Raw genomic sequence first — 19,114 nt, 5'->3', positions numbered from 1 at the left:
ACCGTGCGGTTCGCCAGCCTGGGAAGCGGCAGTGAAGGCAATGCCTTGCTGGTGGAAGTGCAAAGCGGCACAACCACCACGCGCGTATTGCTCGACTGCGGCTTCTCGGCAAAAGAACTCGAACGCCGGTTAGCGCGTCTCGGGTTGGGCGTCGAATCTCTCGACGCCATTCTGATTACTCACGAGCATAGCGACCACATCGGCAGCGCCTTGACGCTGGCCCGCAAGTGGTCGATTCCGCTGCACATGAGCTGGGGCACGGCGCGCGCTGTGGGCGCCGACGAGGCTGAGGTCGACCTGCATGTGTTGTGGGGCGACGAGGCTGTTGCGATCGGCGACCTGAGCGTGCTGCCCTATACCGTTCCGCACGATGCCCGCGAACCTTTGCAATATGTCCTGTCGGACGGCGCGAGCCGGCTGGGCGTGCTGACCGACGTCGGCACGTCGACGCCGCACATCAGTGCCGTGCTGAGCGGCTGCGACGCGCTGGTGCTCGAATGCAATCACGACGTGCGCATGCTGGCCGCGAGCCGCTATCCGCAATCGCTGAAGGCGCGTATTGGCGGCAACCACGGCCACCTGAACAACGAAGCGGCGGCAGAAATTCTCGCCTCGCTCGATCGCTCGCGCTTGCGTCATCTGATCGCGGCGCATCTGAGCCAGCAGAACAATACGCCGGCACTCGCGCAAGCTGCTATGGCTGGCGTGTTAGGCGCGGCGGCGGTCGAGGTAGTGGTGGCCTCGCAGGATGACGGCTTCGACTGGCTGAGCCTTTGATTCACTGGTTCCGGGCCTGTGCATCGCTGCATACCTGCAAGCCAGAGCGAGCGCCCAAAAGAAAACGCCCATGACGGTCAAAGGTCATGGGCGTTTTTCATGCGACTCGTAAAACCGAGCTTTACGTCTATTACTGCTGGTTACGGCTTCTGCCTCTCAGGCTTGCGGACCACTCGTCTGGGTCGCGCTTACCGCGCCGCGCCTGGTTGCGCGTGCACGTTACGCTTAATTACGGTTGCCGCCGAAGATACCCAGCAGCGCCAGCAGATTCACAAAAACGTTATACAGGTCCAGATAAATTGCCAGCGTAGCGGTGATGTAGTTCGTCTCGCCGCCGCGCACAACGCGCTGGATGTCGAACAGCATGTAGGCCGAGAAGATCACGATGGCCATGACCGATACGGTCAGCATGAGCGCTGTCAGGTGCAGAAACATGTTGGCGACCATCGCCAGCAGCAGCACGATCACACCCACGAACAGCCACTTGCCAAGACCCGAAAAGTCACGCTTGCTGACCGTGGCGACAGTGGCCATTGCTGCGAAGATCACACCCGTGCCACCAAACGCGAGCATGATCAGCGACGGGCCGTTCGAGAAGCCGAGGATGAAGCTCAGCATGCGCGAAAGCATCAGGCCCATGAAGAACGTGAAGCCGAGCAGCACGAATACGCCGGCTGCGCTGTCTTTGGTGCGCTGGATGGCGAACATGAAGCCGAAAGCAATGGCGAAGAACGCCAGCATGCTCATGGCCGGGCTAGTGGCCGCGAACAGCGAGAAACCGGTGACGACGCCAACGTACGCCCCCAGCACCGTCGGCACCATGGACAGCGCCAGCAGCCAGTAGACGTTGCGTAGCACGCGGTTGCGGGATTCAGCCGTGGCGACAGCGCCGTTGCGGCCGAAACTATAGGGATGTTCGTTCATGGTTTCTCCTTGCGTCAGGCGCATTAACTCGCCGTGGTTTTGCAGCGCCGGCCAGCAAGTTTGCGGCCGGTCGCTTGATCTGTACAACCCTAAGATTAGCGCCGTGGCAGGGAGTTTCAATAGCCCGCGCGGTCCTCTTAAGATAAATACCGACTCCCCGTTGGAGTCTTTCAATACCGTAAGGGTTCAATCGCAATCATACATGGGAACATGCTACAATAGCGGATTCATTTGAATCTGTAACCTCTTAATTTTCTGGAGTTTTTATGGCGATCGAACGCACCCTGTCGATTATCAAGCCGGACGCAGTGGCAAAGAACGTGATCGGGCAGATCTACAGCCGTTTCGAAAACGCTGGACTGAAGATCATCGCTTCGCGCATGGTCCATCTGTCGCGTGCTGATGCAGAGAAGTTCTACGCTGTGCACGCTGCACGTCCGTTCTTCAAGGACCTCGTTGACTTCATGATTTCGGGCCCGGTGGTCGTGCAGGCGCTCGAAGGCGAAAACGCTATTCTGAAGCATCGCGACCTGATGGGCGCAACGGACCCGAAGAAGGCAGAAAAGGGCACTATCCGCGCTGACTTCGCTGACAGCATCGACGCGAACGCCGTGCACGGTTCGGATGCTCCGGAAACGGCCAAGGTCGAGATCGCGTTCTTCTTCCCGGAAGTCAACGTTTACTCGCGCTAAGCGCTCCGCGAAGTAGTAAGGTAAAGCAGCAGGAACGGGCGCGAACGGCACATGCGTTCATGCAGCTTGTTGCATGAACGGAAAGTCTCGCACTGAAATGGCAGGATTCGATATGACGAGTAGTCCAACCGTCAACCTTCTCGATCTGGACGCCCAGGGGCTCGTCGCCTATTGCGACAGCCTGGGCGAGAAGCCGTTTCGCGCCAAACAATTGCAGCGCTGGATCCACCAGTACAACGCTGCAGACTTCGACGGCATGACCGATCTCGCGAAGTCGTTGCGCGAAAAGCTCAAAGGTCGTGCCACGATCGCGATGCCCGGCATCGTCAGCGATCACATCTCCAGCGACGGCACACGCAAGTGGCTGGTCGACGTCGGTAACAGCAACGCGGTCGAAACCGTCTACATCCCCGAAGAAACGCGCGGCACGCTGTGCGTGTCGTCGCAGGCCGGGTGCGCGGTCAACTGCCGGTTCTGTTCCACCGGCAAACAAGGTTTCTCACGCAATCTCACCACGGCCGAAATCATCGGCCAGCTCCGCATGGCTGAATTTGCGCTGCGCGCGTCGCGCGGCGCGGCCGGTGGCCGGGCGGTGGGAGGTGACGGCAAGGGCGAGCGGGTCGTCACGAACGTCGTGATGATGGGCATGGGCGAGCCGCTGCTGAATTACGACGCAGTAGTCCCGGCCATGCGCCTGATGCTCGACGACAACGCGTACGGCCTGTCGCGCCGGCGTGTCACATTGTCCACCTCGGGCGTCGTCCCCATGATGGACCGGCTCGGCGCTGATCTGCCGGTGGCGCTGGCGGTTTCGCTGCATGCGCCTACGGATCCGCTGCGCGACATGCTGGTGCCGCTCAACAAGAAATATCCGCTGCGTGAACTGATGGCCGCCTGTCAGCGCTATCTGAAGGTTGCGCCGCGCGATTTCATTACGTTTGAATACTGCATGCTCGACGGCGTCAACGACAGCGAGGCGCAGGCGCGCGAGCTGCTCGCCGTGACGCGCGACGTGCCGTGCAAATTTAACCTGATTCCGTTCAATCCGTTCCCGGAGTCCGGGCTGCTTCGCTCGAAGCCGGAACAGATCAAGCGGTTTGCGCAAGTGCTGATGGATGCGGGCGTTGTTACCACGATCCGCAAGACGCGCGGTGACGACATCGACGCGGCGTGCGGTCAATTGGCGGGGGCGGTGCAGGATCGAACGCGCCTCGCTGAACGTAGCGGCAAGGCGGCCAGGGTGATCGAGGTCCGCGCAGTGTGAGCACGGCGGCGGGGAGCGCGAATCGCGAAGCTGCGAGTCGCTAAAAAACCCGCTGTGCCGCATGGAATTGAAAAGAAAGTTTGCAGAAGCGATCGGAAGCGGCACATGAGGCCGCACATTTTGTTATAAACGGTCTGCGTAACTGGCCCGAGGCATGCTGCCCGGCGGTTCTCGCACGAGTGAAAAAGAATCGACGCGAAAGGATTTGGGATGAGTGAGCCGCAGCACCCGCACCCGCAGGATACAGGGACCGACACGGGCCATCCGGCGCCGGCAGCCACGCGCGCAGCCGTGGTGCAGCCTGCTGTGCAGACGGGGTTGGACTCGCTGATGGCGGTGGGAGCGCGACTGACGCAGCTCCGCGAATCGAAGAACTGGTCGATCGACGACGTGTCGGCCAGGCTGAAGGTGTCGTCGGCGAAACTGCGCGCGCTTGAGGCGGGCGATATCAGCCAGTTGCCGGATACGACCTTCGCGCTCGGCGTGGTGCGTAGCTACGCCAAGATGCTCGGCGCCGATCCGGCACCTTTCACGCAGGCGTTGCGCCGCGAAAAGGGCGTGCCTGCGCCGGATCTGTCGATGCCCGCGTCGTCGGGGCGCGATCTGCCGCGTGGCCGGGTTTCGCTGTCGCTGGGCGGCAGCAGTGGCGGTCAGAAGCATCGCTCGTGGCTGTGGGGAATCGCAGCGGTGATCGTCGCGGTCATCGCATTGGGCATGTGGCATACGAACGGCGGCGATTCGTCAGCATGGCTGGCGCGCTTGCGGGCCACGGCCAATAGCGCGGCGGGTAACAACGCAAACGGCGCGTCGGGCGCAGTGGCGCAAGGGCAGGCGGCGGGCTCCGAAGCCGTGGCGGACGAGGCGGCACCCGCCGCGTCGGCGCCGGATCAGAACCAGGCGGCAGCAACGGATAACGCAGCGTCGGCCGTGCAGATGCCGACGCCGTTGCCGATGGCTGACGGCGCGAGCTCGGCGGCGCCGGCTGTGGCGACCCCGGCGGCTCCGAAGGCAGCATCACAGGCCCAGGCCGCGACGAAGGCCGCCAGCGCACCGGTGGTAGCGACGACGGCCACCGGCGCGTCCGATGCTGTACAGGCTGCGGCGGGCGAGTCGGTTGTGGCGCTGCGCGTCACTCAGGATAGCTGGTTCAGCGTGCGGCAGAGCGACGGCAAGGAGTTGTTCTCCGGCCTCGTGCACGCAGGCGACAGCAAGGAAATTTCCGGCGTTGGACCTTTCAAGGTCACGGTCGGTAACAAGGCAGGGCTCGACTCGATGACGCTCGACGGTCAACCGGTCGACCCCGCGAAATATGCATCCGCCAAAGGCAATGTGGCGCGCATGACGCTGCCTTGATAAGGTGCGCGCCGCGGCCCTCGTGGCTCGCGGCGCTTTTTCAATTCGTGCGGCGTGCGTGTTGCGTGGCGCACGCGGCGTAAATGGGTTTTTCGATGCACTCCGAAGCTCAATCCCAAAGCAGCAGTCAGATTTCTTCGAACGAGCCGGTGTTCGGCGGTCATGCACCGCGTCGTTCGTCGCACGCGGTCGACGTCCGTTGGGCCGGCAATCTCGTGACGATCGGTGGCGACGCACCGGTACGCGTCCAGTCGATGACCAACACCGATACCGCGGATGCGATCGGCACGGCCATTCAGGTCAAGGAACTGGCGCAGGCCGGTTCGGAACTGGTACGCATCACGGTCAATACGCCGGAGGCGGCAGCGGCCGTGCCGGCCGTGCGCGATCAGCTCGACCGCATGGGCGTGTCGGTGCCGCTCGTCGGCGACTTTCATTACAACGGTCACCTGCTGCTGCGCGATTACCCCGCGTGTGCGGAGGCACTGTCGAAGTACCGGATCAATCCGGGCAACGTCGGCCACGGCGCGAAGCGCGACACGCAGTTCGCGCAGATGATCGAAGCTGCCATCCAGTACGACAAGCCGGTGCGTATTGGCGTGAACTGGGGCAGTCTGGATCAGGACCTGCTCGCGAAGATGATGGACGAAAACGCCGCGCGTTCCACGCCGTGGGAAGCGCAGAGCGTGATGTACGAAGCGCTGATCCAGTCGGCGATCGGCTCGGCCGAGCGCGCCGTGGAACTGGGCCTGGCGCGCAACAAGATCATCTTGTCGTGCAAGGTAAGCGGCGTGCAGGATCTGATCGCCGTGTATCGTGAACTCGCGCGCCGCTGCGAATTCGCGCTGCACCTGGGCCTGACCGAAGCCGGCATGGGATCGAAGGGCATCGTAGCGTCGACGGCCGCGCTGTCGGTACTGTTGCAACAGGGTATCGGCGACACGATCCGTATCTCGCTGACGCCGGAACCGGGTGGCCCGCGTACCGGCGAAGTGATCGTCGGCCAGGAAATCCTGCAGACCATGGGCCTGCGCTCGTTCACACCGATGGTCATCGCCTGCCCCGGCTGCGGCCGCACCACCAGCACGCTGTTCCAGGAACTCGCCTCGCAGATCCAGACCTATCTGCGTCTGCAGATGCCGGTATGGCGCGACCAGTATCCTGGCGTCGAGAAGATGCACGTCGCGGTGATGGGCTGCATCGTGAATGGCCCGGGCGAGTCGAAGCAGGCCAACATCGGCATCAGCCTGCCGGGCTCGGGTGAGAATCCGGCTGCACCGGTGTTCATCGACGGCGAGAAAGTGAAGACGCTGCGTGGCGAGCACATCGCCGAAGAATTCCAGCAAATCGTGAGCGATTACGTCGAGCGTACTTACGGCCGCGCGACCGCGCTCAACTGAGAAGTATCAAGCGAATACAGATGACTGAACAGAAGAAAAAGCTCGAGAAATTGTCCGGTGTGAAGGGCATGAACGACATCCTCCCGCAGGAAGCAGGGTTGTGGGAGTTTTTCGAAACGACCGTCAAGTCGATGCTCCGTTCTTACGGATACCAGAACATTCGCACACCGATCGTCGAGCATACGCAACTGTTCACGCGCGGTATCGGCGAGGTGACGGACATCGTCGAGAAGGAGATGTACAGCTTTACCGATGCGCTGAACGGTGAAAATCTCACGATGCGTCCGGAAAATACCGCTGCCGTCGTGCGCGCTTCGATTGAACACAACATGCTGTACGACGGTCCAAAGCGCTTGTGGTACGTCGGTCCGATGTTTCGCCACGAGCGTCCGCAGCGCGGCCGTTATCGCCAGTTCCATCAGGTGGGTGTCGAGGCGTTGGGTTTTGCGGGTCCAGATGCCGACGCTGAAATCATCATGATGTGCCAGCGTTTGTGGGATGACCTCGGCCTGACCGGGATTCGCCTCGAAATCAATTCGCTCGGGCTCGCGGAAGAACGCGCGGCACATCGCGTCGAATTGATCGCGTATCTCGAAAAGCACATGGACGTGCTTGACGAAGAAGCGAAGCGCCGCCTCTACACGAACCCGCTGCGCGTGCTGGATACGAAGAACCCGGCCATGCAGGAAGTCGCGCAGAACGCACCGAAGCTGATCGATTTCCTCGGTGAGGCGTCGCGCGCGCATTTCGAAGGACTGCAACGCATCCTGAAGTCGAACAATCTGCCGTTCAAGATCAACCCCCGTCTCGTGCGCGGTCTCGATTACTACAATCTGACCGTGTTCGAATGGGTGACGGACAAGCTTGGTGCGCAGGGCACCGTGGCCGCCGGCGGTCGCTACGATCCGCTGATCGAGCAGCTCGGCGGCAAGCCGACGGCCGCTTGCGGTTGGGCCATGGGCGTCGAGCGCATACTCGAGCTTCTGAAGGAAGAGAACCTCGTGCCGGAGGACGAAGGTTGCGATGTGTATGTGGTCCATCAGGGCGACGCGGCGCGCGAGCAGGCCTTCATCATCGCCGAGCGGCTGCGCGACACCGGTCTCGACGTCATCCTGCACTGCAGTGCGGATGGCCAGACGGCGAGCTTCAAGTCGCAGATGAAGCGTGCCGATGCAAGCGGTGCGGCCTTCGCAGTGATTCTCGGCGAAGACGAGATCGCCAGCGGCACGGTAGGTGTGAAGCCGCTGCGCAATGCGGGTCAGGACGGTGGTAAGAGCGAGCAACACAACGTGCCGGCCGAAGACTTGACCGAATTTCTAATCAATGCGATGGTTGCATCCGCCGAAGACGGCGACGACTGATTGCGATGTCGTCGGCCATGCGGTTCGACACATACAAGGTAATAAAAGAGAAGGGATCGCCTGGCGATGAGTTACCACGACGAACAAGAATCAATTGAAGGTCTGAAGGCCTGGTGGGCCCAGTGGGGCAATTCCACGACGTGGATCGTGCTGGTGGCGCTGCTTGCGTCCGCTGGCTGGAACGGCTGGAACTACTGGCAGCGACATCAGGCTGCAGAAGCCGCTGTGCTGTACGACCAGGTGCAACAGGCTGTGACGGCCGGCGACAAGGCCCAGGTGGCCCGTGTGGCCGGCGACATGGAAGACAAGTTCGGCGGCACCGCGTATGCGCAGATGACCGCGCTGGCCGCGGCCAAGGCGCTCTACGCAGCCGGCGACGAAGCCGGTGCGAAGGCGCAGTTGCAATGGACCGTCGACCATGCCAAGGACGACGAATTCAAGCAGATCGCGAAGCTGCGTCTGGCTTCCCTGCTGCTCGACGACAAGGCTTACGACCAGGGTCTGGCGCTGCTCGCCGAACCGCAATCCGACGCGTTCAAGGGCGTCGTGGCGAATGGCCGTGGCGACCTGCTCGCAGCTCAGGGCAAGCGTGCCGATGCACGTACGGCCTATCAGCTCGCGCTCGATTCGCTGCCGAAGTCCGATACATCCTCGCGCCAGCTGATCCAGTTCAAGCTGGACGCGCTGGGCGGTTGAACGTCGCATGACGCTCAACCAGTCCCATTTGATCAATCTCCCTAAATGCAACGTCAACCGATGAATCTGCTGAAACGCTACGCTGTGCCCGTTGCCTGTGCGATGACCGTGCTCATGATGACGGCTTGCTCATCCACGAAGGACGAGCGCCGCGTGCCGACGCCGCTCACCGAGTTCAAACCCGTGCTGAACGTGCAGCAGGTCTGGAAGGCCAGTGTCGGTAAGGCAGGGCGCTATCTGTTCTCGCCGGTGGCGGTCGGCAACTTCGTGTACGCCGCAGGCGCGAACGGCTCGGTCGCGAAGATCGACGCGCAGACCGGCAAGGATGTCTGGCGTATCAAGATCGGCAGCGACCTGTCGGCAGGTGTCGGCAGCGACGGAACGCTGACTGCGGTCGGCGCGCTCAAGGGCCAGGTGTACGTGCTCGACGAGAACGGCAAGCAGTTGTGGAAGAACACGGCGCCGGGCGAAATCATTTCGCCGCCGCTGGTGGGTAACGGCTTCGTTGTGGTGCGTACGGTGGACGGCCAGATCACGGCGTTCAACGCGCAAACCGGTGAACAGAAGTGGGTATACCGCAACCGCGCGGTGCCGCTCAATCTGCGCGTGTCGGCAGGCATGACGTTCGCGGGTGGCCAGGCGGTGCTGGCCGGCTTCCCTGGCGGCACGTTCGCAGCGATCAACGTGCAGACGGGCGATACCTTCTGGGAAACGCCGGTGTCTTATCCGAAGGGCGTGACGGAAGTCGAGCGGATCAATGACGTGACCGGGCCGCCCACGCTGGTCGACGCGCAAACCTGTGCCGTGACGTTCCAGGGGCAGGTTGGCTGTTTCGACGCGAACTCGGGCCGTCCGTTGTGGGAAAAGGCGTTCTCGAGCACGAGCGGTATTGCGCAGGACGAATCGACGGTGGTCGGTGCAGACGACTGGTCGGTCGTCAACGCGTTCGACGCGACGAGCGGCAAGCAGTTGTGGACCAACGACAAGCTGAAGAACCGCGAACTGAGTGTGCCGTTCCTGCTGGGTCACGCCGCGGTGATGGGCGATTACCAGGGTTTCGTGCATTTCCTCTCACGTGACGACGGTACGCTCGTCGCACGGATGCCCACCGATGGAAGTGCGATTACCGCCGCGCCGGTGCTGGCGGGCGAAACGCTCGTCGTCCAGACGCACGACGGCGACATCTACGGCTTCCGTCCGCGCTAAACGCGGCGAGAGGCTTACGCGGTACCGCGCGCAGGCCGGCTTAGCCGGCCGCGCGCGTTTTTAGTTGTATCCTGGGCGGTGCACGTCACCGTCCGCTTCGTGGGTTTGCGGCGGCATAGGCTTGCCGCGGGTGCGAAAGCGGAGCCGTCCGCAACACCTGGAACCCGGCGGCGCTGCGGCGCCGCCCATATAGCCAGCCCAACGTCCGCCTGGACGGGCATATTTGCCGCACGTCCGGGGCCGGCCGAATTCGTGATAATTTGCGTCAAACGCAGCCGCGACGCGGCCGCATGGCGTCGCGCGCGGGGTGATCTATCCCGGCCTCGCGTTTCACCGTGAACAACATCTGATGAAACCCGTAATTGCCCTTGTGGGGCGCCCCAATGTGGGGAAATCCACGCTATTCAACCGTCTCACGCGCTCGCGTGATGCGCTCGTTGCCGACCTGCCGGGTCTCACACGCGATCGCCACTACGGCGAAGGCCGTACCGGCGAGCGCCCGTACCTCGTGGTGGACACCGGCGGTTTCGAACCGGTCGCCAAAGACGGCATCCTCCATGAGATGGCGCGCCAGACCCGTCAGGCAGTCGAAGAATCGGACATCGTCGTGTTCATTGTTGACGGCCGCAATGGTCTCGCGCCGCAGGACAAGTCGATTGCCGACTACTTGCGCAAGGTTGGCCGGCCGATTTTCCTCGTCGTCAACAAGGCCGAGGGGATGAAGTACAGCGCGGTCGCCGCGGACTTCTACGAACTGGGGCTCGGCGATCCGCGCGCCATTTCGGCGGCGCACGGCGACGGCGTGACCGAGATGATCAACGATGCGCTGGAAGTCGCATACGCGGGTCAACCGGAAGAGAGCGACGAGGAAAAGGCTGCGCGCGGCATCAAGATCGCCATCGTGGGCCGTCCGAACGTCGGCAAGTCGACGCTGATCAACGCGCTCGTCGGCGAGGAGCGCGTGATTGCGTTCGACATGCCCGGCACCACGCGCGATTCGATCTACGTGGATTTCGAGCGTCAGGGCAAGCCCTACACGCTGATCGACACCGCTGGCCTGCGCCGTCGCGGCAAGGTGTTCGAAGCCATCGAAAAGTTCTCGGTGGTGAAGACGCTGCAGTCCATTTCGGACGCGAACGTCGTGATCCTGCTGCTCGACGCCCGTCAGGACATCTCCGACCAGGATGCGCACATTGCCGGTTTCGTGGTGGAGCAGGGCCGCGCGCTAGTTGTTGGCGTAAACAAATGGGATGGTCTCGACTCGCATGTGCGCGAGCGCACCAAAGCGGATCTGGAGCGCAAACTAAAATTTCTCGACTTTGCGAAATTTCACTTTATTTCAGCGGCCGAAAAGTCGGGGATTGGGCCGTTGATGCGCTCGGTTGACGACGCCTATGCGGCGGCCATGTCCAAGCTGCCGACACCGAAATTGACGCGCGCACTGATCGACGCAGTCGAATTCCAGCAGCCGCGCCGGCGGGGTCCGGTTCGTCCGAAGCTGCGTTATGCGCACCAGGGAGGCCAAAACCCGCCAATTATCGTGATTCACGGCAATGCGCTCGACGCGATCACGGAAACGTATAAACGCTACCTCGAAAATCGCTTCAGGGAAACTTTCGGGCTGACTGGGACTCCATTGCGCATAGAGTTCAGATCGTCGACGAACCCTTACGCGGACAAAGGCTGAAACCCGCGTGTGTGTTGGGTTTGGCCGGATGGCCAGGTCACTCGCGCAAAAACGAAAATCGGCTATAGTGTAGCGGTTGACGGCGGATTTCTTTTTCTTCGTCGTCAATTTAGTCAACCTGCAAAAAAATACGGAGTTTGCTATGAGCAACAAAGGGCAATTGTTACAAGACCCGTTTTTGAACGCACTGCGTAAAGAGCATGTGCCGGTGTCGATCTACCTGGTCAACGGCATCAAGCTTCAAGGGAACATCGAATCGTTCGACCAGTACGTCGTGTTGCTCCGGAATACGGTTACCCAGATGGTCTACAAGCACGCCATTTCCACTGTCGTGCCTGCCCGCCCGGTAAATTTCCACCCGGATTCCGAACAGTCCTAACCTCTCGTCGCGGCCGGCGTAGTGTCGCCCGTTGGCGATCTCTCCCGGCCGCTTCATTTTGATACCCTCCAATTTGACCAACGCAGCGCTTGTCGGCATCGACTTCGGTAAGATCGATTTCGAAGCCAGTCTCGAAGAACTCAGCCTGCTCGCGCAAAGCGCGGGCGCGACTCCCCTCGTTACCCTCACCGGACGCCGCTCCAGTCCCGACGCCAAAATGTTTGTCGGCAGCGGCAAGGCGGAAGAACTGCGCCTTGCGTGCGAGGCGAACGACATTGAACTCGTCATCTTCAATCACGCGCTTGCGCCGGCCCAGCAACGTAATCTGGAGCAGGCGCTTAACAGGCGCGTGATCGACCGCACGAGTCTGATTCTCGATATTTTTGCGCAGCGCGCCCGCAGCCATGAAGGCAAGCTGCAGGTCGAGCTCGCACAATTGCAGTACCTGTCCACGCGGCTGATCCGCGCATGGACCCACCTGGAGCGGCAAAAAGGCGGTATCGGTTTGCGCGGTCCGGGTGAAACGCAGCTTGAAACCGACCGCCGGCTGATCGGTGAGCGCATCAAGGCGTTGAAGACGCGGCTCGAAAAACTGCGCCGCCAGCACGGCACGCAGCGGCGCGCGCGCGAACGCAACCGCACGATGTCGGTGTCGCTGGTCGGTTATACGAACGCGGGCAAGTCCACGCTGTTCAATGCGCTCACGAAGGCGCAGGCGTATGCGGCGGACCAGTTGTTCGCCACGCTCGACACGACCTCGCGGCGCGTCTATCTCGGCGACGAGGTGGGGCAGGTGGTGGTGTCCGATACGGTCGGCTTTATCCGCGAGTTGCCTCACCAGCTGGTGGCAGCGTTTCGCGCCACGCTGGAAGAAACGATTCACGCCGATCTGCTGCTGCACGTCGTGGATGCATCGAGCGCCGTGCGCCTCGACCAGATCGATCAGGTCAACGAGGTGTTGCACGAAATCGGTGCCGACACGATCCGCCAGGTGCTGGTGTTCAACAAGATCGACGCCGTGCCCGAGCTGGCGGCCCGAGGCGACACGGTTGAGCGGGATGAGTATGGTAATATTTCGCGCGTCTTTTTGAGCGCGCGCACCGGGCAGGGACTGGAGACACTGCGCGCTGCCATCGCCGAAATCGCGGCTGCCGACACTCTTCCCGACGTGCAGCATGCAGAGCCAAACGCGCCACAAGCGCCGGAAGAAGGCTGGCCTGCAGAATCACGTGACGACCGCAAGGTCCCCGAACTCGGGCACTGACCCGTTCCAAATTGCACTGACCCGCTGTCTACTCTGGTGAACGAACACAGGTGAACGATTACAACGTGCGGAGTATCTGGCTGCGCCTGCGCGCCACTCTTTCGATGAACGATCCGCGCTGGGGCCGGGGTGACGGCAATGGCGACCGGCAACGTCCGAACGACCCGAAGCGTCCGCAGAACGGCAAGGATGGCGATGGTCCGCCCGATCTCGACGAGATGTGGCGCGATTTCAATCGCCGCCTGAGCAGCATGTTCGGCCGCAAGGGCACGGGTGGCGGCGCAGGCCGCCCTGACAATGGGCGCGGTGCGCGTATCGGTGTAGGTATCGTCATCGGCGTGCTGATCGCCATTTATCTCGGCAGCGGTGTGTTCGTGGTGCAGGACGGCCAGGCCGGCGTCGTGACCCAGTTCGGCAAGTATCGCTATACCGCGGCGCCGGGCGTGCACTGGCGTCTGCCGTATCCGTTCGAAGCGCACGAGCTCGTCAATGTCGGCGACGTGCGTTCGGTGGAGATTGGCCGCAACAATATCGTGCGTATGGCGAACGTCAAGGACGCCGCGATGCTCACGCATGACGCAGACATCGTCGATGTGCGTTTTGCCGTGCAGTACCAGGTGCGTAGCGCGACGGACTATCTGTTCCGCAGTGTCGACCCCGACCAGAGCGTGACGCTCGCTGCGCAGGCGGCCGTGCGCAGCATCGTCGGCGTGCGCAGCACCGACGATATCCTCTATCAGGATCGCGAAGCAATTCGCCAGCAACTCACCGATGCGATCCAGCATTCCCTGGACGAATCGCAGACCGGTCTCGTCGTGACCGGTGTGACGATTCAAGGTGTGCAGGCGCCTGAGCAGGTGCAGGCCGCATTCGACGACGCAGCGAAAGCGCATCAGGACCGCGAACGCGCCAGGGCCGATGCTCAGGCGTATGCCAACGACCTGTTGCCGCATGCGCAGGCTGACGCGGCGCGCCTCGTCGACCAGGCCAAGACCTACAGCGACCAGGTGGTGGCGCAGGCGCAAGGCGATGCCGAGCGCTTCAAGCAGGTCTACGAGCAGTATTCAAAAGCGCCGGCGGTGATCCGTGAGCGCATGTACCTGGACACCATGCAGCATATCTATTCGAATTCGACGAAGGTATTTGTCGACAGCAAAGCCGGTAACAACGTGATGTATCTGCCGCTCGACAAGCTGGTCGAGGCCACCCGTCAGCATGCTGCCGATGCTGCTGCGGCGAGCGCTGCTTCCGGCAGCGCGGCCGGTTCCGCCGTCGGCCTGAACCAGGGTGCGCAAAGTACTCAGGGAGCCCAGGGCACGCAGGATAGCCAGGCCGCGAGCAATACCCCCGCACCTGCCGCAGCGGCCTCGGCCGCCGCGGCAGCGAGCCCGGCCAGCGAAGCCGACGCCGCCAGCGATCCGCTGCGCTCGCGCGACGCGTTCCGCAGCCGCGGCCGCGAAGACGACATCCAATGAGGCGCGCGAACATGAATCGAATCATTGCGCTCATCGTCGTTATCGTCCTTCTGCTGTTTGCGGCGTCGTCGACGGTATTCGTGGTCGATCAGCGTCATATGGCGGTGCTGTCCGGACGCGGCGACGCGACTCCCGAACTGCTCGGCCCGGGGCTGCATGCAAAGCTGCCGCCCCCGCTGCAAACACTGATGCTGGTGGACAGCCGGATCCAGACGCTCGATACGCCGGATGAAGACCGCTTCGTCACGTCTGACAAAACCGACTTGCTGGTCGACTCCGTGATCAAGTATCGCGTGACCGACCCGCTCAAGCTCTTCGACCAGACCAAGGGCGACGAACAGACGTTACCGGACCGGCTCGCCTTGTTGTCGCGCAGTGCGCTCGGCGATGCGTTTGCAAAGGTCACGCTGTCCGACGCCCTGGCCAAACAGCAGGCGCTTGCGGACGACGCGCGTGGCGCCATGTCCGCCGCGGCGGCGTCGCTAGGCGTGGAAGTGATCGACGTCCAGTTGGCCCGGATCGATTTCCCGGCTGCGATGGCTGACTCGGTCTACAAGCGCATGAGCGCCGCGCGCGAGCAGGCGGCCAGCGCAGAGCGCGCCAAGGGCGTGGCCGAGGCCGATCAGATCAAGGCCGACGCGGCCAACCGGCAGCAGGCGCTGCTCGCGGACGCGTATATGCAGGCGCAGACGATCAAGGGCGAGGGTGACGGCAAGGCCGCCTCCATCGCCGCCGACGCATATGGCCGCGATCCCCAGTTCTACCAGTTCTACCAGAGCATGCTGGCTTACCGGAACACCTTCAAGCCGAACGACGTGATTGTGGTCGATTCGAGCAGCGAGTTTTTCCGCTTCATGCGTAGCCCGGACGGTGAAATGTCACCGGACGCCGCCGCGGCAGCGCGCAAACACTGATTACTGGAGCGCCGCGGCACACGTATCGCGGCACCGCCACTCGCATGGATATAGCCGGCTCGTTATTGCTTGCGATCGCATTGATGCTGATCATCGAGGGGATGTTCCCCTTCGTTTTTCCGAGCGCCTGGCGCGACACGTTCCGTAAAATGTCGGAACGCCCGCCGCAGCAGATCCGCATTGGCGGACTGATTGTGATGGCGCTGGGGCTGATACTGCTATTTATCGTCACCTGAAGGCGCAAGCGGTTCGGGTTGCGATTTGGCGCGGGGCGCGCGTCGCCTGCCGGCGCTGCCGCCACCGCATGCATGTACGCATGCCCCGGCTGGCCATTCACTCTCAATTACCGGCGCGGCGAGGCGCCGTGTTCACCGTCGTAGGACTGTATCGATGTCGACCTGGTTACTTCCCGAGAATATTGCCGACGTGCTGCCGTCGGAAGCCCGCAAGATCGAAGAGTTGCGGCGTCATCTGCTGGACCGTTTTCGCGTCTACGGCTATGAGATGGTTATGCCGCCGCTGCTCGAGTACCTCGAGTCGCTGCTGACGGGCGGGGGCCACGACCTCAATCTGCGCACTTTCAAGCTGGTCGACCAGTTGTCGGGCCGCACGCTGGGCCTGCGCGCCGACATGACGCCGCAGGTGGCGCGCATCGACGCGCACCTGCTGAACCGTCAGGGCGTGACGCGCCTGTGTTACGCCGGCAACGTTCTGCACACGCGTCCGCGTGGCCTGCATGCCACGCGCGAACAGATCCAGATCGGCGCGGAAATCTACGGCCACGCCGGGCTCGAAGCAGACCTTGAAATCCAGCAGTTGATGCTCGACGCGCTGCGTCTGGCGGGTCTCGCGAAGGTTCGTCTGGACCTGTGCCATGCGGGCGTGCTGGCGGCCCTGATCGACGCCGAACCGGCTGCGCAGGCTTTGGGTGAATCGCTCTATGAAGCGCTCGCCGGCAAGGACGTGCCGCGTCTGGCGGAATTGACGACTGAACTTACGCCGGTAGTTCGCGATGCGCTGCGTGCGTTGCCGTCACTCTATGGCGACGCGTCGGTGCTGGAAGAAGCGCGCGAGCGTCTGCCTGGCACACCGGAAATTGCCCGCGCACTCGACGATCTCGCGTTCCTCGCCAGCCAGGTCGAGGGTGCGGAAGTGATGATCGATCTCGCTGACCTGCGTGGCTATGCGTACCACAGCGGCGTGATGTTTTCGGCCTATGTCGACGGTGTGCCGAACGCGGTCGCGCGTGGTGGCCGTTACGACCACGTCGGCCAGGCATATGGCCGGGCCCGCGCAGCGACCGGTTTTTCGCTCGACCTGCGTGAAGTGGCGCGTATCTCGCCGGTCGAAGCGCGCAGCAGCGCGATTCTCGCGCCGTGGCAGCACGATGACGCCCTGCGCGCCAGTGTGGCCGCATTGCGCGATGCGGGCGAGGTGGTGATCCAGGCGCTGCCGGGTCACGACCATGCGCTCGATGAATTTGCCTGCGATCGCGTGTTGGTCGAGCGCAACGGCGCGTGGGTTGTCGAACCCCACGCCTGAGCGGCGAAACCTGAGCGGCAAAACGTTCGCCAGAACGAACGCAAAGCAATCGATGCGGTGAGCCGCCGCATCACTTCGATATACCTAAGATAACGTCCATACCGTTGAGCGGAAACGGAAAAATTCGGAAGCTTCCGCGAACATAGGTAGAATACGTTTTTAACCAGCATACGAAACAACATGTCTGCCAGCGCTGCGAATGTGAACCCCGGACGTAACGTCGTCGTCGTGGGAACCCAATGGGGTGATGAAGGCAAGGGCAAGATCGTCGACTGGCTGACGGACCACGCTCAAGGCGTCGTTCGCTTCCAGGGCGGTCACAATGCCGGTCACACGCTTATCATCGGCGGCAAGAAAACCATCTTGCGTCTGATTCCGTCGGGCATCATGCATCCCGGCGTGGCGTGCTACATCGGCAATGGCGTCGTGTTGTCGCCGGAAGCGCTGTTCAAGGAAATTGGCGAGCTCGAATCCGCCGGCGTGGATGTGCAAAAGCGCCTCTTCATTTCCGAAGCCACCACCCTCATCCTGCCGTATCACGTTGCCATCGACCAGGGCCGCGAAAAGCGCCGTGGCGCGGCCAAGATCGGCACCACCGGCCGTGGCATCGGCCCGGCTTACGAAGACAAGGTGGCGCGCCGCGGCTTGCGCGTGCAAGACCTGTTCGATCCGGAAAGCTTCGCCGAACGTCTGCGTGAAAATCTCGATTACCACAACTTCGTGTTGACGAAATACCTGGGCGTCGATGCGGTCGACTTCCAGCAAACGCTCGATACGATGCTCAGCTACGCCGACCGTCTGAAGCCGATGGTCACGGACGTGTCGCGTCGCCTCTACGACGAAAACGCCAAGGGCAACAACCTGCTGTTCGAAGGCGCGCAAGGCACGCTGCTCGACATCGACCACGGCACGTATCCGTTCGTCACCTCGAGCAACTGCGTGGCCGGTGCGGCTGCCGCAGGCGCGGGCGTCGGTCCGCAAAAGCTGAACTACATGCTTGGCATCACCAAGGCGTATTGCACGCGTGTCGGTTCGGGCCCGTTCCCGAGCGAACTGTACGATGCGGATAACGTCGATCGTCAGGACCAGATCGGTCTGACGCTGGCTACGGTTGGCAAGGAGTTCGGCTCGGTCACCGGCCGTCCGCGCCGCACTGGCTGGCTCGACGCCGCCGCGCTGCGCCGCTCGATCCAGATCAACGGCATCTCGGGCCTGTGCATCACCAAGCTCGACGTGCTCGATGGCCTCGACGAAGTGAAGCTGTGTGTCGGCTACAAGGTCGACGGCAAGGACTGCGATATCCTGCCGCGCGGTTCGACGGAAGTGGCGCGTTGCGTGCCGGTGTACGAGACTTTCGGCGGCTGGAAGGAAAGCACGGTCGGCATCAAGGAATGGGACAAGCTGCCTGCCAACGCGCGTGCTTATCTGACACGTGTGCAGGAAGTGGCTGGCGTGCCGATCGACATGGTTTCAACTGGCCCGGATCGTGACGAGACGATTCTGCTTCGTCATCCGTTCAAGGCTTAACTCATGACGCAGGGTGTACCGATGATTGCGATGAAAGACCCGCGCAATGACGACAAGAACCTGTGGGTTGGCTGGGACGAGTATCACCGCCTGATCGAACTGCTGGCGCTCGCTGTGCACGATTCGGGCTGGAAGTTCGACAAGATCCTGTGCCTCGCACGCGGTGGTCTGCGCGTGGGCGATCAGCTCTCGCGCATCTACGATCTGCCGCTGGCGATCCTGGCCACTAGTTCGTACCGTGAAGCCGCGGGCACGGAGCAGGGCGAACTCGACATTGCCCAATACATCACGATGACGCGCGGCGAGCTGTCGGGCAACGTGCTGCTGGTCGACGATCTCGTCGATTCGGGCGTGACGCTGGCGCGCGTGCAGCAGCATCTGAAAGAGCGCTATCCGGCCATTACGTCGGTGCGCTCGGCGGTGCTCTGGTACAAGGGCTGCTCGAAGGTGAAGCCCGACTACCACGTGCAGTTTCTGCCCACCAATCCGTGGATTCATCAGCCGTTCGAGGAATGGGACACTGTGCGTCCGCATAATCTCGGCGCCTGGATCAAGCGCGGTACCGCGCAGGAATCCTCGGGTCAGTGATGGACGCCGGCTTGTCCGGCGTATGCGGCGAATGAGCAAGAACGGAGCCAGGTTAGGCTCCGTTT

18 protein-coding genes are annotated in these 19,114 nt (G+C 62.4%); 17 read left to right on the top strand and 1 reads right to left on the bottom strand.

The annotated features are described in order from the left end of the window. Positions 1-3 precede the first annotated feature (3 nt). Positions 4-777, top strand: coding sequence for an MBL fold metallo-hydrolase (locus P3T24_RS08440; protein ID WP_074264184.1), 774 nt, complete (start codon positions 4-6; stop codon positions 775-777). Positions 778-1,002: 225 nt separating this feature from the next. On the opposite strand, the gene P3T24_RS08435 is transcribed toward P3T24_RS08440, so the two are convergent. Further along, positions 1,003-1,701 (bottom strand): Bax inhibitor-1/YccA family protein, encoded by a 699-nt coding sequence (locus tag P3T24_RS08435; protein WP_074264185.1) that lies wholly within the window; start codon positions 1,699-1,701, stop codon positions 1,003-1,005. Positions 1,702-1,967: 266 nt separating this feature from the next. Between P3T24_RS08435 and ndk the strand changes: the two genes are divergently transcribed. From ndk to P3T24_RS08355, 16 genes are all read left to right on the top strand, one after another. Next, a complete protein-coding gene (gene ndk / locus P3T24_RS08430) occupies positions 1,968-2,393 on the top strand; it encodes a nucleoside-diphosphate kinase (RefSeq protein ID WP_074264186.1) in 426 nt (141 codons plus the stop codon). A gap of 112 nt (positions 2,394-2,505) precedes the next feature. Further along, on the top strand, positions 2,506-3,657 hold the full coding sequence (gene rlmN, locus P3T24_RS08425) for a 23S rRNA (adenine(2503)-C(2))-methyltransferase RlmN (protein ID WP_074266016.1): 1,152 nt from the start codon (positions 2,506-2,508) through the stop codon (positions 3,655-3,657). 210 nt (positions 3,658-3,867) lie between these two features. Continuing rightward, positions 3,868-5,010, top strand: coding sequence for a helix-turn-helix domain-containing protein (locus tag P3T24_RS08420; protein ID WP_429433717.1), 1,143 nt, complete (start codon positions 3,868-3,870; stop codon positions 5,008-5,010). Between the two features lie 83 nt (positions 5,011-5,093). Then, on the top strand, positions 5,094-6,410 hold the full coding sequence (gene ispG, locus P3T24_RS08415) for a flavodoxin-dependent (E)-4-hydroxy-3-methylbut-2-enyl-diphosphate synthase (RefSeq protein WP_074264188.1): 1,317 nt from the start codon (positions 5,094-5,096) through the stop codon (positions 6,408-6,410). 20 nt (positions 6,411-6,430) lie between these two features. Beyond that, on the top strand, positions 6,431-7,771 hold the full coding sequence (gene hisS / locus P3T24_RS08410) for a histidine--tRNA ligase (protein WP_429433715.1): 1,341 nt from the start codon (positions 6,431-6,433) through the stop codon (positions 7,769-7,771). A gap of 66 nt (positions 7,772-7,837) precedes the next feature. Beyond that, positions 7,838-8,467 carry a tetratricopeptide repeat protein gene (locus P3T24_RS08405; RefSeq protein ID WP_074264190.1) on the top strand — a complete coding sequence of 210 codons (630 nt, stop codon included), beginning with the start codon at positions 7,838-7,840 and terminating at the stop codon, positions 8,465-8,467. Positions 8,468-8,527: 60 nt separating this feature from the next. Next, complete coding sequence (bamB, locus tag P3T24_RS08400; RefSeq protein WP_429433713.1) at positions 8,528-9,673, top strand: outer membrane protein assembly factor BamB; 1,146 nt, start codon at positions 8,528-8,530, stop codon at positions 9,671-9,673. A gap of 349 nt (positions 9,674-10,022) precedes the next feature. Beyond that, the gene (gene der, locus P3T24_RS08395) at positions 10,023-11,360 is read left to right on the top strand and encodes a ribosome biogenesis GTPase Der (protein WP_074266017.1); all 1,338 of its coding nucleotides are present in this window, start codon (positions 10,023-10,025) and stop codon (positions 11,358-11,360) included. A 142-nt stretch (positions 11,361-11,502) separates the two neighbouring features. Next, positions 11,503-11,739 carry an RNA chaperone Hfq gene (hfq, locus tag P3T24_RS08390; protein ID WP_006051315.1) on the top strand — a complete coding sequence of 79 codons (237 nt, stop codon included), beginning with the start codon at positions 11,503-11,505 and terminating at the stop codon, positions 11,737-11,739. Between the two features lie 31 nt (positions 11,740-11,770). Beyond that, positions 11,771-13,003, top strand: a complete 1,233-nt coding sequence (hflX, locus tag P3T24_RS08385; protein WP_254368816.1) for a GTPase HflX — start codon at positions 11,771-11,773, stop codon at positions 13,001-13,003. A 50-nt stretch (positions 13,004-13,053) separates the two neighbouring features. Beyond that, positions 13,054-14,478, top strand: a complete 1,425-nt coding sequence (gene hflK / locus P3T24_RS08380) for an FtsH protease activity modulator HflK (RefSeq protein WP_429433711.1) — start codon at positions 13,054-13,056, stop codon at positions 14,476-14,478. 11 nt (positions 14,479-14,489) lie between these two features. Next, positions 14,490-15,392, top strand: a complete 903-nt coding sequence (hflC, locus tag P3T24_RS08375; protein WP_429433709.1) for a protease modulator HflC — start codon at positions 14,490-14,492, stop codon at positions 15,390-15,392. Between the two features lie 44 nt (positions 15,393-15,436). Beyond that, positions 15,437-15,628 (top strand): DUF2065 domain-containing protein, encoded by a 192-nt coding sequence (locus P3T24_RS08370; RefSeq protein WP_074264195.1) that lies wholly within the window; start codon positions 15,437-15,439, stop codon positions 15,626-15,628. Between the two features lie 154 nt (positions 15,629-15,782). Next, complete coding sequence (locus P3T24_RS08365) at positions 15,783-16,934, top strand: ATP phosphoribosyltransferase regulatory subunit (RefSeq protein WP_074264196.1); 1,152 nt, start codon at positions 15,783-15,785, stop codon at positions 16,932-16,934. A gap of 180 nt (positions 16,935-17,114) precedes the next feature. Next, the gene (locus P3T24_RS08360) at positions 17,115-18,461 is read left to right on the top strand and encodes an adenylosuccinate synthase (protein WP_429433706.1); all 1,347 of its coding nucleotides are present in this window, start codon (positions 17,115-17,117) and stop codon (positions 18,459-18,461) included. 3 nt (positions 18,462-18,464) lie between these two features. Next, positions 18,465-19,049 (top strand): phosphoribosyltransferase, encoded by a 585-nt coding sequence (locus tag P3T24_RS08355; protein ID WP_074264198.1) that lies wholly within the window; start codon positions 18,465-18,467, stop codon positions 19,047-19,049. Positions 19,050-19,114 lie beyond the last annotated feature (65 nt).

The sequence above is a fragment of the Paraburkholderia sp. GAS33 genome (genome assembly GCF_050436645.1).
GTDB classification, from domain to species: Bacteria; Pseudomonadota; Gammaproteobacteria; order Burkholderiales; family Burkholderiaceae; genus Paraburkholderia; species Paraburkholderia phenazinium_B.
This window is presented reverse-complemented; position numbering and strand designations above follow the sequence as displayed.

Bases quoted from the DNA above. Each gene is read 5' to 3' on its own strand.
- P3T24_RS08435 (WP_074264185.1), bottom strand. From the start codon at position 1,701: ATGAACGAACATCCCTATAGTTTCGGCCGCAACGGCGCTGTCGCCACG.
- ndk (WP_074264186.1), top strand. From the start codon at position 1,968: ATGGCGATCGAACGCACCCTGTCGATTATCAAGCCGGACGCAGTGGCA.
- rlmN (WP_074266016.1), top strand. From the start codon at position 2,506: ATGACGAGTAGTCCAACCGTCAACCTTCTCGATCTGGACGCCCAGGGG.
- P3T24_RS08420 (WP_429433717.1), top strand. From the start codon at position 3,868: ATGAGTGAGCCGCAGCACCCGCACCCGCAGGATACAGGGACCGACACG.
- ispG (WP_074264188.1), top strand. From the start codon at position 5,094: ATGGGTTTTTCGATGCACTCCGAAGCTCAATCCCAAAGCAGCAGTCAG.
- hisS (WP_429433715.1), top strand. From the start codon at position 6,431: ATGACTGAACAGAAGAAAAAGCTCGAGAAATTGTCCGGTGTGAAGGGC.
- P3T24_RS08405 (WP_074264190.1), top strand. From the start codon at position 7,838: ATGAGTTACCACGACGAACAAGAATCAATTGAAGGTCTGAAGGCCTGG.
- bamB (WP_429433713.1), top strand. From the start codon at position 8,528: ATGAATCTGCTGAAACGCTACGCTGTGCCCGTTGCCTGTGCGATGACC.
- der (WP_074266017.1), top strand. From the start codon at position 10,023: ATGAAACCCGTAATTGCCCTTGTGGGGCGCCCCAATGTGGGGAAATCC.
- hfq (WP_006051315.1), top strand. From the start codon at position 11,503: ATGAGCAACAAAGGGCAATTGTTACAAGACCCGTTTTTGAACGCACTG.
- hflC (WP_429433709.1), top strand. From the start codon at position 14,490: ATGAATCGAATCATTGCGCTCATCGTCGTTATCGTCCTTCTGCTGTTT.
- P3T24_RS08370 (WP_074264195.1), top strand. From the start codon at position 15,437: ATGGATATAGCCGGCTCGTTATTGCTTGCGATCGCATTGATGCTGATC.
- P3T24_RS08365 (WP_074264196.1), top strand. From the start codon at position 15,783: ATGTCGACCTGGTTACTTCCCGAGAATATTGCCGACGTGCTGCCGTCG.
- P3T24_RS08360 (WP_429433706.1), top strand. From the start codon at position 17,115: ATGTCTGCCAGCGCTGCGAATGTGAACCCCGGACGTAACGTCGTCGTC.
- P3T24_RS08355 (WP_074264198.1), top strand. From the start codon at position 18,465: ATGACGCAGGGTGTACCGATGATTGCGATGAAAGACCCGCGCAATGAC.